The organism is Pseudarthrobacter sp. J1738 (assembly GCF_050490315.1).
GTDB lineage: Bacteria > Actinomycetota > Actinomycetes > Actinomycetales > Micrococcaceae > JBNPEO01.
In genome coordinates, this window is sequence record NZ_JBNPEO010000006.1 from 135,459 (window position 1) to 150,734 (window position 15,276).

Genomic DNA, 15,276 nt, shown 5'->3' on the forward strand with positions numbered 1-15,276 from the left:
AGTTATGAAGTCCATCCGTCCTATAGTTCTTGTGGCGATCGCTGGTGCGCTCGCCGTTGTGGCGTGGGTGGTTTCCTTGATGGCCGCCAAGTACAGTTTCTCCACCCCGCTGCTACCGCTAAGCGCCCTAATAACGGTGGGTGTGATCGCTGCTTTGACCCTCATACTGGGCCTGCGGATTTTGCGGTGGAAGAACAATCCGTCCAAAACGCGCTTGGATCCGATCTTGGCCGCCCGGACTTTGCTGCTGGCCCAAGCAGCGGCGTATGCTGGCGCTGTTTTGTTCGGTTGGCACGCCGGTATTGTGCTGGATCAGTTGAGGTTTTTGGCATATTCGAGTGGCCAGGCGAACGTCTGGTCGGGGTTGATAATGGCCGGCGGAGGTTTAGTGATGGTGGCGGTTGGCTTGGTGGTGGAGCGATTTTGCCGCGTTCCCCCGGAGGATGACACGCCCAGCGGTGGCGGCGATGCATCAAGTTCCGGACGTGTTCCCAAACCCAAAAATGAGGGGGAGTATGCCAGCCGAGCCGATTGATCCGCCAGGAATTGTATGGACGCGCGTTTCTCCCAAGTACGTTCGTGTGCGCATTCTTGGTTTGGCCATTTCGAGCCTAATCTTTCTGGCCATTCTTAGCGCCCCACTGCTTCTGGTGCAGCTGGGCTGGTGGCAGTGGCCACCATTGTGGGTTGCTGTGACGGTTCCGGCAGTGTACTTGGTGCTGTGTGTGTGGCGGATACTGCTGATTCCGCGCCAAGTCAGGGCCATTGGTTATGCCGAGCGGGATGATGATCTGCTGATCCGGCAAGGTATTTTTTTCCAACGAACCATGGTGGTGCCGTACGGGCGGATGCAGTACGTGGACGTCAGCGTGGGGCCAATTGACCGGGTTTTGGGCCTGTGCACCGTGAAACTTCACACCGCGTCCGCGTCCACAAACGCCCAGATCCCAGGTCTTCCAGCCTCCGAAGGCGCACGGCTACGTGAGCAGCTGTCGGCTCGCGGCGAAGCGCGCCTGGCCGGACTGTGAAGTTCGGCCGAGGTGTGAACGCTGTGCCGGGCGTTGACCCTGACCCCGGTGCAAACACGTACGACGACGAGTGGAAGCGTGTGCACCCGGCTTCACCTTTTGTACGTGGCTGGGTTGGTTTGGCTGCCGTTTTGTACTTTGTGGGCCGGGATGTTCTTGAACGGCTAGTGCAGGGACGCCCAGCGTGGGATGAGGCGGATATTGCTTCCGGCCGGTTGGCGCGGATTGCAGTAATCGGCGGGGTTTTGCTGCTGCTTTTCCTGCTTGGTTTTGTGCTCAGCTGGCTGACCACTAGGTATCAGGTGGGGGCCGATCATGTGCGGATAAATAGCGGAATTTTGTTCAGGCAAAGCCGTCAGGCACGTTTAGACCGCGTTCAGGCGATCGACATTGTGCAGCCGTTTTTGGCGCGAATTTTTGGGTTGGCCGAGTTGCGTTTTGAGGTGGCCGACGCGGGGCAATCGGCGGTGAAACTGTCATTTTTGAAGCTTGAGGACGCCAAGGAACTACGGGCAACTATTTTGGCCCGGGCTGCAGGTTTGAAGGCTGCAGGTTCGAAGTCCGTTGCCTCGGGCCCGGCGCAAGGGGATTTAACGCAAGCGACAGTTCCGCATGAGTCTTCGGAATTCGTGTCTTCAACGCCCGTGTCTTCAACGCCCCAGTCTTCAACGCCCCAGCTCGCGGAACGCCATGTTCTGTCGGTTCCCCATGGGCGACTCTTGGGATCCATTGTGATTTCCGAGGCCACTGTTGGTGTGCTTTTGGGTGCCGCAGCCTCCGTGGTTTTGAGCGTACTCACCGAATCTGGCGCTTTTTATCTGTATTTGATCCCGGCCGCTCTAGGTATTGGTGCTTCCTATTGGAGCGCGTTCAATAAGGGATTCAATTTCGTCGCTAGCTGGTCCATGGATGGAATTCGTTTGCGTTATGGGCTTCTGGACACTCGTACACAAACCGTGCCACCGGGCCGAATTCAAGCCCTCAAAGTTTCCCAATCACCCTTGTGGCGACTCTTTGGCTGGTACCGGATTCAGGTTAATGTGGCCGGCTATGGGGCTTCTTCGGAGGGCGAAAATGGCCAGCGGACTCTGCTTTTGCCCGTAGGAACTCAAGGCCAAGTAATGGCAATGGTCGCCTTAGTTGTGCCCGGCATGGACGCTCACCAAGCTGGAGTGTTTGGAGCAGGGCTGATGGGTTTGACGCCCAAGACTAGGCAGAATTCGGAGCCCGCTGCTTTCCGCACTTCCCCCCGCCAGGCTCGCTTTCTCTCTCCACTGGCGTACCGTCGCAATGGTTTCGCTGTCATTGACTCCGCCCTGCTGATTCGTTCTGGCCGGTTGTGGCGAACCCTAGTGCTGGTCCCGCACGAGCGCACCCAGTCCATGGCCCTGGTGCAAGGACCTTTGGCTCGTCGCTTTGGGCTTGTAGATTTGATCCTGCACACAAGCCCCGGACCGGTGACGCCACGCTTACTTCAAGCCAGTCTCCGTGAAGGGCAAGAGTTGTTTGAGCAGCAGGCCCGCCGGGCACGCGAGGCCAGGGGCAGACAACACAACGAACACTGGCTCACGCCACAAACTCAGCAGGAGAATCACCATGGCTAAGCCAGGACGCCTCGGCGTGGGCATTATTGGCGCAGGCAAAGTTGGTGCCATCCTTGGTGCGGCATTACGGGCTGCCGAGCACGCCGTCGTCGGTGTTTCAGCGGTTTCTGAAGCGAGCCGCGAGCGGGCTGAGAACCTCTTGCCTGGCGTCCCCGTTCTTGAGGTCCAGGAAATAGTGGAGCGCGCCGAGCTGGTTCTTTTAGCAGTGCCGGACGACGCCTTGGCACCTTTGGTGGAGGGCCTCGCGAAGCTTGGTGCATGGCAGCCGGGCCAGCTTGTGGCGCACACTTCTGGGCGTTTTGGGGTAAGTGTTTTGGCTCCTATTCGTGCCGCAGGGGCTGTTCCGCTTGCCATCCACCCGGCCATGACGTTTACGGGGTTGAGCCTTGATCTGGCCCGGCTCCCGGACTGCACTTTTGGTGTTACTGCAGATCCGGCCATGTTGCCCATTGCCCAAGCACTGGTGGTGGAGATGGGAGCCGAGCCGGTGGCAATCGCTGAGGCTGACCGGACCCTGTATCACGCTGCATTGGCGCACGGTTCCAACCACTTGGTGACTCTTGCTGCCCAATCGGCCCAGCTTCTGCGTGATGTGGGGGTAGAGAACCCAGAGCGTATGCTGGGACCGCTTCTGCGAGCATCGTTGGAGAATGCTTTGGCTTCCGGGGAGGGCGCATTGACCGGTCCGGTTGCGCGTGGAGATGTGGGCACAGTCCAGGCTCACGTCAGCGCACTGCGGGATCACGATGGCGGCCATTCGGGAGACATTTTGGCCGCATACACCGCGATGGCGGATGCCACGGCGCGCCGTGGTGCGGACCGTGGAATCTTGCGTCAGGACCAATTAGCGCAGCTAGAAAAGGCATTAGAACCCGGGCATCTCCCGGAGAGTGAGGAAGGGCCCCTCGATGGCCATTAAGTTAGTCACCACAGCGGCGGAACTGCGGGCCGCGAGCCGCGAGCTCTTGGCTGAAAAGGGCGGTAGCTCGCTGGGACTGGTGCCCACCATGGGTGCTCTTCACGAAGGCCACGCCACTCTGGCCCGCACCGCTGTTGCCGCGAATGACGTTGTAGTAGCCACAATTTTTGTAAACCCCTTGCAGTTCGGTGATGCAGTAGATCTGGACCGCTACCCCCGCACCTTGGATGCTGACCTAGAGCTTTTGGACGCGGAGGGCGTGGACTTGGTCTTCGCGCCAAGCGTGGATGAGGTCTACCCCGGTGGGGAGCCGCTCATTCGGATCACCTCAGGCAAACTCGGGGAAAAGTGGGAGGGCGCCTCGCGTCCCGGCCACTTCGACGGTGCCCTGACCATCGTTGCCAAGTTGCTGCACTACGGGATCTCCTTTGCGCAGACGTACCGGGCTTATTTTGGTCAAAAGGACGCCCAACAATTGAGTCTTGTTCGGCGGATGGTCTCTGACTTGAACTTCCCCGTGGAGATTGTGGCGGTACCCACTGTCCGCTCCGCTGACGGACTGGCGCTTTCGAGCCGGAACCGCTTTTTGTCCGATGAAGAGCGAGAGGCGGCTCTGGTGCTCTCCCGGGCGCTTCGTTTGATTGAGTCGCGAGCACTTGCTCACGAACCCTTGGACCTTGAGTCAGCGCGAGCTCTAGTGAAATCTGAATCTCGGGTGGCTTTGGACTACTTCGAGGTGGTGGATCCCGCCACATTGGAGCCGCTCGCGGAGAACTGCCAAGACACCCCCTTCCGCGGCGAAGGCCTAGCCATCATCGCTGCCCGGGTGGGCCCGGTACGTCTGATCGACAACGTGCCGCTGAGCTCCTAAACAATGCCGCGCTTGCGGGCGCAGAAAGGATCTCGGTAGTGGCGGGAATAGTCACGTTTTTTCGCAGTTGTAAGCTCATATCCCCGCACGCGCTGGCGCATGTCTCCCCTCCAAAAAAGCGTCACCGCCAGCGCAACTCTCGCACCAACACATCTGAGGTCACCTATGTCTAACTCCGCCCCGCAAGCGCAAAGCGAGCCACCCGCCGTCGCACTTGCCGCCGATTCCCCGGAGACGGACAAGCTTTCGCGCCAGTCCGTCACGGTGATTGTCACCTTGCTGGTGGCTACTTTTGTGGTCATTTTGAACGAGACAATCCTCAACGTTGCCCTGCCGCACCTGATGAGCGATCTGTCAGTGAATGAGAGCACCGTTCAGTGGCTCGCCACCGGGTTTATGCTCACCATGGCCGTGGTAATCCCCACCACCGGATTCATTCTGGAACGCCTCAGTACCCGGCAGGCGTTTTTGCTCGCAATCGGCCTCTTCACCGCTGGCACGGCGCTCGCCGTAGTGTCCCAGGGCTTTGCCATGCTGTTGGTCGCGCGTGTGATTCAAGCTGCCGGAACCGCCGTGATGATGCCGCTGCTGATGACCACCATTTTGACGCTGGTGCCCATGTCCAAACGCGGGATGGTGATGGGAAATATCACCATCGCTATCTCGGTGGCACCGGCCCTTGGCCCCACCGTTTCAGGGCTCATTTTGGCCAACTTCTCGTGGCGTTTTATCTTCCTTTTTGTGCTGCCGATCGCCATTGCCGCAATGATTATTGGCGCCAAATTCCTCACGAACGTGGGGGAGACCGGTCAGCAAAAGCTGGACACCCTCTCGGTGCTGCTCACCGTTCCGGCCTTCGGTGGCCTGGTGTATGGGCTTAGTCAGCTGGGAAACCACGACGCCGGGTCAACAGGTGTGTCCGTCGCTGCAGTGACCGCTTTGGCCATCGGAGTGGTGAGCATGCTCCTTTTTGTCGTGCGTCAGTTGCGCCTCCAGAAGCACGACGCACCCCTTTTGGACCTGCGCGCCTTCAACTACCGGATGTTTACAGTCTCGGTTCTATTGATGGTGGTGGCCATGCTCGCGCTGTTTGGCTCGGTCATTTTGCTGCCGATCTACCTTCAGCGCGTGCTGCACGTGGACACCCTGACCACCGGCTTGCTTCTGCTTCCGGGTGGGTTGGCCATGGGGCTTACGGGGCCATTTATTGGGCGTTTGTATGACAAGTTCGGGCCCAAGCCGCTCACGATTTCCGGCTCGATTCTTATGGTGTTGTCCCTATGGCAGTACTCGATGCTGACCGATCACACTGAACTGTGGTGGATCGCGATTGTTCAGACGGTACTCAATGTTGCTTTAGCCCTGATCTTTACGCCGGCCTTCACTAACGGGCTCAACCCCTTGCCGCCGGCGCTGTATTCCCACGGTTCGGCAATTATCAGCACCTTGCAGCAAGTGGCTGGTGCTGCTGGGACGGCGTTGCTGGTCTCGATCTTCGCCATTGCTTCTGCAGCGTCAGGCAATCTGGTGGTGGGCACCCAGGCTGCCTTCCTCACAGCGGCGCTGATCGCCGTCGTGGCAGTGATCCTCTCGGTGATGATGCGCCGCACTGGCGACCCAGCGAACGCAGCCGCCGCAGCGCATCACTAGTACCCGCCTCTTTTTCCCGCCGAGTTGGCACTTAACGCGCATGTTTGGCGTAAACACCCGCGTCAAGTGCCCACTCGGCGCTGGGTGAGGGCGTGCGCTGGATGACGGCGGGAGGGAAATGCTGCGCGGGAGGGCGAGCGGAACTAGCTTGCGAAGAACTCAGCAAGTTCGGTGATGAGTTTGTCCGGCGCGCGATTAACGCCGTCGTGCCCGTAACCGTCCAAAACCGAGTAGCTGGATCCGGAGAGAACATCGTGAATCTGCCCGCACGCCACACCGAAGTACGCGGGGCTCTTTTCCCCCACCATAATCAGCGTCTCGAGCGGTAGTTCCAAGAACGGTTCGGCCGGCATATCCGCAGCAATGAGCGCCTTGATTTCTCGCACACCGTTGGGCAGCTGCTCACGAATCTGCTTGGCCAGAGGTGTGTTCGCTGTGATCTTGCTGGCCAAGGAGAGCATGTATAGCGGCATCCGGGACACAGCCCCACCAGCGTCCAGGCCCTTCACCGCAATGGCTGCAGCCTTATCCAGATCTCCGGTAGCCGTGGCCTTTTCGTATTCGGGAATCCATGGGGCCACAACACTGTGATTGACGGAGACAGCCGGATCGTAAACAGCCAGCCGATCAACTGGGACAGTGCGGGCGGCGTGCAGGGCCAGCCCGCCACCAAAACTGTGCCCAAAAATGTCTGTGGCACCGGTGTGGTCAAGAATCACTTGAAGGTCTTGAATGTCGCGTTCTAGCGTGTAATCCGCAGCCTGCGCGGAGGAGGCCCCGTGCCCACGCCGGTTGAGCGTATGAATGGGACGTTCAAGGGCGGCGCTGAGTTTGTGCGAAAACTTGCTGTAGTCAGCGGCCGTCACCATTGAACCAATAACGACGACGACGCCCGGACCATTGGAGCGAAATTCGGCGCCGGTGGTGAACAGTTCCAGCGCGGCCGAGTCGGTGGTGGTGATCATCTCGCGGGTCATGCTTTGAGCCTAGCTGTTTTAGCTGTGGAAGGGCTATGCGCTGAGGCTTAGGCGGCGAAGTACTTTGCGATGTCACTCACGAGCACTTTGACAGCTGCGGGGATGGAACCGTGGACACCCTTGGGCGAAACCTGTAGCCCGCTGCCATGGACGCTTTGATGTAACTTCTCTGCCGTGACTTTGTAATAGGACGGACTTTTGGCACCAACAAAGAAACGTGTGGTTTTGGGCAAAACGGCGAAATCTTCCACCACGTTGCTGACACCGATTGCTGCTTTGAGCTCACCCACACCGCTCGGCATCAACTGGCCGAACATTTTGTTCACCTTGGTCCGTGAAACCACGGCCATTAGCCCAACCAAGATCGGCTCGGGAACGCGGGAAAGTGTGCTCGCCGGTTGCATACCTTTGCGGAGCCGGGCCAAGGCGCGCCGCACGTCGCCGTCGTTGACTGCCTTTTCAAAACTGGGCAGCCACGAAACGTCCATATCCCCGTCAAGGTTCACGGCGGCGTCGTAAACGGCCAAACGGTCCGGTTCAAGTGGCGTTCCGGCGAATCGCTGCGCGGCGTTCAAGGCAACAGCCCCACCGAGGGAGTGGCCAAAAATGTTGTGGGCACCGGTGGTTTCTAGAACCAGCCGGAGATCGCTGATTTCTGTTTCCATCGAGTAGTCATCAGGCTGCTCGCTGGAACCACCCCGACCACGGCGATCGTACACATCGACGGCCCAGCCCCGGCCTTCGCCAGTGATCTTGTCCAGTTCGGCAGCTAGGGCCATGGAGAAGGGTCGGTAGATCAAGGCGGTCAGAAATGCCCCGCCCACCACAACAACACGGCGCTCGCCGGGGGCGTCTTCTTGGCCGTAGCTGTAGAGCGCGAGCAGGCCGCCGTCGTCGGTGTTGAGCTTGCGTTCTTTCACTGAACCATCCTATGTAAGCTCCGGGCCCAAAAATTCCCGCACATTGCGCATCAATGCCGGTCCGGGGCGGATGGGGCCTTCGTGTTGTTGGAAGGGGATGGTGCGGAAGGTGATCAGAGGCGAGGCGGCGGCTAGAGCGAGCCCCGTTTGGCCAAAGTACTCGGGGCTGAATTGGCCGGAGAGCATCAGTGTGGGGACCGAGATGTTTGCAAAATCTGCCGCTGTTCGGTCCGCTCTTAGCAGGGCGCGCATCTCCACTACCGCCGTGGGTAGTAGTGCACGCATTTCAGAACCACGCGGTGTCTTCGCTGACAGCATTGAGATTCCTCGAAGCATGTTCAGCGGAAGTTTTGAGATAGGTCCGGCAGTTCCCAGTCCCTGGACCAGGTGGGCCCAAGCATGGTCCAGCCTGCCGGACGCCGTGTCCACCTCCAATTCGGGGCGCCAACGGCTCTGCAAATTCCCGTCCAGTGAGACAGCTGCGTCGTAAGTGACCAGCCTGCGGATTGGCAGTTCTAATGCGGCACTGAGGGCTACGAATCCACCAAAACTGTGCCCCAAAACGTCGGCTGATCCTGTGTAATTCATCACGGTTTTCAGATCAGCGATTTCATCGGCGATCGAATAATCCTTTAGTTGGCCAGAGCTGGCCCCGCGTCCACGCCTGTTGTAGCTATACACCGGGCGGTCTAGGGTGCGGGCCAGCCGCCTAGCGAAGGGCCAGTACAGCCGGTCAGTGACCACGGTGCCGTGAATAAGTACGACGCCGGGTTGCTGGCTGGGCGCTGTATTAGTCACCTCTAGCGGCACCCTCGGAAGGAAGCTGTGCAGCTCGAGGTGAGTGGCGTCGTCGTTCCCTTGAATTACTTCAACATTCACCCCGCCATGGTAGGCACAACAGGGCCGGTGGCAACTGCCGTAAACTTGGGGACTGTGACTGCAGAAAACACCCCCAACACAGCCGTGGCCGCCGAGCCAGCCGACGCAAGCGAGCAGATGCGCATCCGCCTCGAGAAGCGCGCCAAGCTGATTGAACGCGGTGACGAGGCATATCCGGTAGGTGTTGAGCGGACTCATTCCTTGCGCGAGTTGCGGGAAAAATACGGTCACCTCGAAGCCGACCAAACCTCGGGCGAAACCGTTGGTGTTGCTGGACGAGTAGTTTTTATCCGCAACACCGGTAAGTTGTGCTTTGCCACCCTCCAAGAGGGCAACGGCACACGCTTGCAGGCCATGCTGAGCTTGGCCAACATCGGTGAGGCAGCGCTCGCTGATTGGAAGGCGCTAGTTGACCTTGGTGACCACGTGTTTATCAAGGGTGAGGTTATTTCTTCGCGCCGTGGCGAACTGTCCGTTATGGCCGATTCCTGGTCCATGGCTTCTAAAGCCTTGCGTCCCTTGCCCGTGCTGCACGCTGATCTGAACGAGGAAACTCGGGTTCGTCAGCGCTATGTTGACCTTTTGGTGCGCGAAGAAGCACGCGAAATGGTCTACACCCGCGCCAAGGTCACCCGTTCCGTTCGCGATACGCTCCACCGTCATGACTACGTTGAAGTTGAAACGCCGATTTTGCAGCTTGTTCACGGCGGCGCCTCGGCCCGGCCGTTCGAGACGCACATGAACGCCTTTGATCAGAAAATGACTTTGCGCATTGCAACTGAGCTTTATCTCAAGCGTGCTGTGGTTGGTGGTATTGAGCGCGTTTATGAATTGGGCCGCGTTTTCCGCAATGAGGGTGTGGACTCAACTCACAGCCCCGAGTTCACCACCTTGGAATGCTATGAAGCTTGGGCGGATCAGTTTGTGATGGCTGATCGACTCAAGGAAATCATTCTTGACGCAGCAGATGCTGCAGGTGTTGGCCGGGTCATTAAGACCGAGGCAGGCGAGATTAATCTCGACGGCGAGTGGAAGTGGCTTAGCGTCTACCCCGGCTTGTCAGAAGCTGTTGGCCAGGAGATTACGCCGGACACCAGTGCCGAAGATTTGCGTTCCATTGCAGCAACTCACGAGATCAGTGTTGATCCTAAATGGGATGCTGAAAAACTTGTTGTGGAACTTTTTGGTGAAATTGTTGAACCAACACTTATTAATCCCACTTATGTTTACGATTATCCGCCGTCGGCGCAGCCTTTGGCCCGCCAGCACCGCACAGATGGCCGGCTTATTGAGGCTTGGGATTTGATCATCGCCGGTATGGAGTGCGGTACTGCATTCTCCGAGCTGATTGACCCCGCTATTCAGCGTGAGCGTTTGACGGCTCAGTCGAAAATGGCAGCTGCCGGTGACGACGAAGCCATGCAGCTGGATGAGGACTTCCTCCGCGCTCTCGAATACGGTGCGCCGCCTATGGGTGGAATCGGTTTGGGCATTGACCGTCTGGTGATGCTCTTCACGGGAACGGGTATTCGCGAAACCATTTTGTTCCCACTGCTCAAGCCTGAGGCGCGCTAATTATGGAGTACGTGGCAGTTATTCTTCCCTCACTGGTTGTGGGCTTGATCTTCTGGTTTGCCATGCGGGCTCTGTTTAACGTTGATCGTGCTGAACGTCAGGCGCTTGCGGCTGCTGAGCAGGAGGCTGATTCGATGGCTTCGAATTCCACTCCATCTTCGGTGGAATCTGTGCGATCTGAGGATTTATCTGCGGAAGCTAAAAAAACCGGGAACTAGATTATTCTTTGACTCGTTAGGGATATTGCAGAGATACTTGTCTAAATCGTCCGGCGAAACTTTACTGGGCTTTTGATTCAAGCCACTATTCCCCCAATAGAGAGTCTGAGAAATGGCACAGAAGGTAAAGATCATCTTGATCGACGATCTCGACGGTGGATCAGCCGACGAGACAGTCCGATTCAGCCTTGACGGATCCCATTACGAGATTGATTTGTCCTCGAGCAACGCAGCAGAATTGCGTGAATCTTTGGCACGCTACGTTGACGTAGCCCGCAAAGACTCCTCGGGCAAAGCGCCCCGTGCTCGCTATGGTTCTGGCCCACAGCGCAACATGGAGACCGCCCGGATTCGTGAATGGGCCAAAGCTAACGGGTACACCGTGAGCACTCGTGGCCGTATTCAGGCGCACATCCAAGAGGCTTATCACCAAGCCAACTCCTAAGTATTTAGTGCGTGTTCGCCACAGTGGATTTCCCCTCTGGCGAACACGCCACATTTCGGCCACACAGCCACGTAGCATCGAGGTACGTCGTAGCTAGGAGTGTGGCGAAATGTTTGAGCGATTTACGGACCGTGCCCGTCGTGTGGTGGTGCTTGCCCAAGAAGAGGCACGCATGCTCAACCACAATTACATTGGCACCGAACATATCCTTTTGGGTCTGATCCATGAGGGTGAAGGTGTTGCCGCTAAGGCACTTGAGTCCTTGAGTATCTCCCTGGACGCAGTGCGCGAACAGGTTCAAGAGATTATTGGACAGGGTCAGCAGGCCCCCTCGGGTCACATCCCGTTCACGCCGCGTGCCAAAAAGGTTCTTGAGCTCTCGCTGCGAGAAGCACTGCAGCTGGGCCACAACTACATCGGTACCGAGCACATCCTGTTGGGCCTCATCCGCGAGGGTGAAGGTGTTGCAGCCCAGGTGCTGGTTAAGCTCGGTGCAGACCTGAACCGCGTTCGTCAGCAGGTTATCCAGCTCCTCTCCGGTTACCAGGGTAAAGAGTCTGCCACTGCTGGTGTGGGTGGCGGTCAGCCGGAAGGTACTCCCGCTGGCTCGGCAGTTTTGGACCAGTTTGGCCGCAACCTGACGCAGGCGGCCCGCGAGAACAAGCTTGATCCGGTTATTGGCCGTGAGCACGAGATGGAACGCGTTATGCAGGTCCTCTCGCGACGCACCAAAAACAACCCTGTGTTGATTGGTGAACCCGGCGTCGGTAAGACTGCCGTCGTCGAAGGTTTGGCTCAGGCGATTGTTCGTGGTGACGTACCGGAAACCATCAAGGATAAGCAGCTTTACACCCTTGACCTCGGTTCTTTGGTGGCCGGCTCACGCTACCGCGGTGACTTCGAAGAGCGCCTGAAAAAGGTCCTCAAGGAAATCCGTACCCGCGGAGACATCATCTTGTTCATCGATGAGATCCACACACTCGTTGGTGCCGGTGCTGCCGAAGGCGCAATCGATGCGGCGTCCATCCTCAAGCCCATGCTGGCTCGTGGCGAACTGCAGACCATCGGTGCAACCACTCTGGATGAGTACCGCAAGCACATTGAAAAAGATGCTGCTCTTGAGCGTCGTTTCCAGCCCATCCAGGTTGCTGAGCCCAACGTCGCACACGCCATTGAGATCCTCAAGGGCCTGCGTGACCGCTACGAGGCACACCACCGCGTCAGCATCACTGACGGTGCACTGACAGCTGCAGCTACTTTGGCTCAGCGTTACATTTCTGACCGCTTTTTGCCGGACAAGGCCATCGACTTGATCGATGAGGCTGGCGCACGCTTGCGTATCCGCCGGATGACAGCACCGCCGGAGCTCAAGGAAATGGATGAGCGGGTGGCCGAGCTCAAGTTGGCCAAGGAATCCGCCATTGATTCTCAGGACTTTGAGGGTGCAGCTTCCTTGCGTGACAAGGAGCAGAAGCTCATTGCCGAGCGCGCTGAAAAAGAGCGTGCTTGGAAGTCCGGTGGCATGGATGACATTTCCGAGGTCGATGAAGAACTGATCGCTGAAGTTCTTGCCAACTCCACTGGTATTCCCGTCTTCAAGCTCACCGAAGAGGAGTCCACCCGACTACTCAAGATGGAAGACGAACTGCACAAGCGTGTGGTGGGTCAGGATGACGCCATTAAGTCGATCTCGCAGGCTATCCGCCGTACCCGCGCAGGTCTTAAGGATCCCAAGCGTCCTGGTGGCTCGTTCATCTTCGCCGGCCCCACCGGTGTTGGTAAGACTGAGCTGGCTAGGGCCTTGGCGGAGTTCCTCTTCGGCGACGAAGACGCTCTCATCACCTTGGACATGTCTGAGTACTCGGAGAAGCACACCGTTTCCCGTCTCTTCGGTGCACCTCCCGGATATGTTGGCTACGAGGAAGGTGGACAGCTGACTGAAAAGGTCCGCCGTCGTCCGTTCTCCGTGGTTCTCTTTGACGAGGTTGAGAAGGCTCACGCTGATCTCTTTAACTCGCTCCTGCAGATCCTCGAAGATGGTCGCCTGACCGATTCCCAGGGCCGTGTTGTGGACTTCAAGAACACCGTGATCATTATGACCACCAACCTTGGTACCCGCGACATTTCCAAGGGAGTCATGACCGGGTTCCAGTCCGGCACTGACACTCAGACCGGCTACAACCGGATGCGTGCCCGTGTGACGGAGGAGCTCAAGCAGCACTTCCGGCCCGAGTTCTTGAACCGTGTTGACGATGTTGTGGTCTTCCCGCAGCTGACCCAGGACGAGATCATCGAGATCGTGGACATGTTTGTTGGCCGCCTCGAGGCACGCCTGAAGGACAAGGACATGGGCATCGAGCTCACCCCTGCCGCCAAGGTTCTGTTGGCTACCAAGGGTTACGATCCCGCTATGGGCGCCCGCCCCTTGCGCCGGACCATTCAGCGCGAGGTTGAGGATCAGCTCTCTGAGAAGATCCTCTTCGGCGAGCTTAATGCTGGTGACATTGTGTTGGTGGATGTCGAGGGTGAAGGTGACGATGCAAAGTTCACTTTCGCTGGAATGTCCAAGCCGCGGATCCCGGAAATCGCACCGTCCGCTTAGGCGAAATAGCGCCTAATTAGATGCAAACGACTGTGCCTCCCACACCATCTGGTGTGGGAGGCACAGTCGTTTCACCGATGGCGAAATCCTGGCGATCTGGGAGGTTCTGGGTAGCCATATACAAGGTGCCGTGCTTACAGGGCTCTCCGTGGTTCGTGGTGAAACGGGTTCCGTGTCTTGAAAGCTGAAGGGCTCGTAGCCCTGCTGTGATGGATGTTCTCTACGCATTCATCAAGAGTCAGGAGCTACGAGCCTTGATCGAGCCTACTTCCCCGCGCCCCGATGCTGCCACCGCCATTTTCAACCTGCCCGACTACCGCGTCACAGACACTGAGATCCTCACTTTCGGGCAGCGACGGGTCAGCGTTGAAGCCACTGCCGAGTCCGGCTGCCCATCCTGTGGTGTGATCAGCACCCGCGTGCATTCCCGCCGCCCACAACGTCTGCGCGACATCCCTGTCGCCGGCCCAGTCGAAGTGATCTGGGCCAAGCGGAGATTCTTCTGCGATGAGTACCTTTGCCCGCGGCGGACATTCGCCGAGGAGACCGCCCAGGTCCCGCGCCGCGCTCGGTCCACCCGCCGGCTCCGCGATGCCCTCGTGGCCGCCGTCATTGGATCCGGAAGGGCCGCCGCGGAAGCGGCCTCCTCGTTCGGTGTCTCATGGTGGCTGGTCCAGCGGGCTCTGGATTCCGCGGCGCTGACCCTGCCTGATGTTGATGCCCTGGCACCCCGGATGCTCGGCATCGATGAACACCGCTACCGTTCCGTGCGGTTCTTCCGCGACCCTTCCACCAAGGCCTGGAAACGCTACGAACCCTGGATGACGACCATTGTTGATCTGGACACCGGCCAGGTGCTCGGGATCGTGGACGGCCGCGACAGTGAGGGCGTCGGAGAATGGCTGTTCGCCCGCCCGCTTCAGTGGCGTCTGGGCGTGCAGGTCGTCGCGATCGACCCTTCCGCCGCGTTCCGCAAGGCCCTGCGGATGTGGCTCCCTCGCACCGCGGTCTCGGTCGATGCGTTCCACCTCGTCAAGCTCGGCAACGACATGCTCACCGAGGTCCGGCAACGTCTCACCCAGCAGGTCCATGGCCGGCGGGGACGTTCCATCGACCCGGTCTGGGCCAACCGGCGCCTGCTCCTGCGCGCCGGGGAATCACTCTCTGACCGGGCCCGGAACAGGCTCAGCACCGTGTTCGCAACCGACGACGCCACCGGAAAATTGCAGGCCGCATGGCTGGTCAAAGAGCAGCTCCGGACGCTGCTCGCCACCGGATCCCTTGCCGACGCGGCCGCCGCGAAAGAGCGCCTGCAGGCCCTGGTCGAACGCGCCGCTCAGCCGGAAACGAACCGGCTCTGGCGCACGGTCTGCCGGTGGTGGCAAGAGATTGAAGTCCTCATTGTCACCGGCGCGACAACGGCGAAAGTGGAAGCTAACAACACCGCGATCAAGCACATAAAAAGGACAGGCCGCGGATTCACCAACGCACGCAACTACAAAACGCGTATTCTGTTGCGCAGTGCCGCCAGAACAGCGGCATGAACATTCACCACGGCAGAACATTCACCACGAACCGTGAAGAGCCG

General features: G+C 58.7%; 14 protein-coding genes. 11 read left to right on the forward strand and 3 right to left on the reverse strand.

The window, feature by feature from the left end:
• Positions 1 to 4: 4 nt before the first annotated feature.
• The 6 genes from ACQR35_RS10010 to ACQR35_RS10035 all read left to right on the forward strand — a co-directional run bounded on the left by ACQR35_RS10010 (position 5) and on the right by ACQR35_RS10035 (position 6,072).
• Positions 5 to 535 carry a DUF3180 domain-containing protein gene (locus ACQR35_RS10010; RefSeq protein WP_430269939.1) on the forward strand — a complete coding sequence of 177 codons (531 nt, stop codon included), beginning with the start codon at positions 5 to 7 and terminating at the stop codon, positions 533 to 535.
• Positions 516 to 1,028 (forward strand): PH domain-containing protein, encoded by a 513-nt coding sequence (locus tag ACQR35_RS10015; RefSeq protein WP_430269940.1) that lies wholly within the window; start codon positions 516 to 518, stop codon positions 1,026 to 1,028. Before ACQR35_RS10010 ends, ACQR35_RS10015 begins: the two co-directional genes overlap by 20 nt.
• Positions 1,025 to 2,632, forward strand: a complete 1,608-nt coding sequence (locus ACQR35_RS10020; RefSeq protein WP_430269941.1) for a PH domain-containing protein — start codon at positions 1,025 to 1,027, stop codon at positions 2,630 to 2,632. Before ACQR35_RS10015 ends, ACQR35_RS10020 begins: the two co-directional genes overlap by 4 nt.
• Complete coding sequence (locus tag ACQR35_RS10025) at positions 2,625 to 3,551, forward strand: Rossmann-like and DUF2520 domain-containing protein (RefSeq protein WP_430269942.1); 927 nt, start codon at positions 2,625 to 2,627, stop codon at positions 3,549 to 3,551. The genes ACQR35_RS10020 and ACQR35_RS10025 overlap by 8 nt, the downstream gene beginning before the upstream one ends.
• Positions 3,541 to 4,422, forward strand: coding sequence for a pantoate--beta-alanine ligase (panC, locus tag ACQR35_RS10030; protein WP_430269943.1), 882 nt, complete (start codon positions 3,541 to 3,543; stop codon positions 4,420 to 4,422). Before ACQR35_RS10025 ends, panC begins: the two co-directional genes overlap by 11 nt.
• Before the next feature lie 165 nt (positions 4,423 to 4,587).
• Positions 4,588 to 6,072, forward strand: coding sequence for an MDR family MFS transporter (locus ACQR35_RS10035; RefSeq protein WP_430269944.1), 1,485 nt, complete (start codon positions 4,588 to 4,590; stop codon positions 6,070 to 6,072).
• Between the two features lie 143 nt (positions 6,073 to 6,215).
• Here the strand turns inward: ACQR35_RS10035 and ACQR35_RS10040 are convergent, their stop codons facing one another.
• The 3 genes from ACQR35_RS10040 to ACQR35_RS10050 are packed head-to-tail and all read right to left on the reverse strand — an operon-like array spanning position 6,216 to position 8,848.
• Positions 6,216 to 7,049 (reverse strand): alpha/beta fold hydrolase, encoded by an 834-nt coding sequence (locus ACQR35_RS10040; protein WP_430269945.1) that lies wholly within the window; start codon positions 7,047 to 7,049, stop codon positions 6,216 to 6,218.
• Between the two features lie 47 nt (positions 7,050 to 7,096).
• Positions 7,097 to 7,969 (reverse strand): alpha/beta hydrolase, encoded by an 873-nt coding sequence (locus tag ACQR35_RS10045; RefSeq protein ID WP_430269946.1) that lies wholly within the window; start codon positions 7,967 to 7,969, stop codon positions 7,097 to 7,099.
• 9 nt (positions 7,970 to 7,978) lie between these two features.
• Entirely contained in the window at positions 7,979 to 8,848 is an 870-nt protein-coding gene (locus tag ACQR35_RS10050) for an alpha/beta fold hydrolase (protein WP_430269947.1), read from the reverse strand.
• Positions 8,849 to 8,902: 54 nt separating this feature from the next.
• Here ACQR35_RS10050 and lysS point away from each other — a divergent pair, with 54 nt between their 5' ends.
• The 5 genes from lysS to ACQR35_RS10075 all read left to right on the forward strand — a co-directional run bounded on the left by lysS (position 8,903) and on the right by ACQR35_RS10075 (position 15,232).
• Positions 8,903 to 10,423 (forward strand): lysine--tRNA ligase, encoded by a 1,521-nt coding sequence (gene lysS, locus ACQR35_RS10055; RefSeq protein ID WP_430267697.1) that lies wholly within the window; start codon positions 8,903 to 8,905, stop codon positions 10,421 to 10,423.
• A 2-nt stretch (positions 10,424 to 10,425) separates the two neighbouring features.
• Positions 10,426 to 10,641, forward strand: coding sequence for a hypothetical protein (locus ACQR35_RS10060; protein WP_430269948.1), 216 nt, complete (start codon positions 10,426 to 10,428; stop codon positions 10,639 to 10,641).
• Positions 10,642 to 10,753: 112 nt separating this feature from the next.
• Positions 10,754 to 11,086, forward strand: a complete 333-nt coding sequence (locus ACQR35_RS10065; RefSeq protein ID WP_430267699.1) for a histone-like nucleoid-structuring protein Lsr2 — start codon at positions 10,754 to 10,756, stop codon at positions 11,084 to 11,086.
• 109 nt (positions 11,087 to 11,195) lie between these two features.
• On the forward strand, positions 11,196 to 13,688 hold the full coding sequence (locus tag ACQR35_RS10070) for an ATP-dependent Clp protease ATP-binding subunit (RefSeq protein ID WP_430267700.1): 2,493 nt from the start codon (positions 11,196 to 11,198) through the stop codon (positions 13,686 to 13,688).
• Positions 13,689 to 13,942: 254 nt separating this feature from the next.
• Complete coding sequence (locus ACQR35_RS10075) at positions 13,943 to 15,232, forward strand: ISL3 family transposase (RefSeq protein WP_430268232.1); 1,290 nt, start codon at positions 13,943 to 13,945, stop codon at positions 15,230 to 15,232.
• Positions 15,233 to 15,276 lie beyond the last annotated feature (44 nt).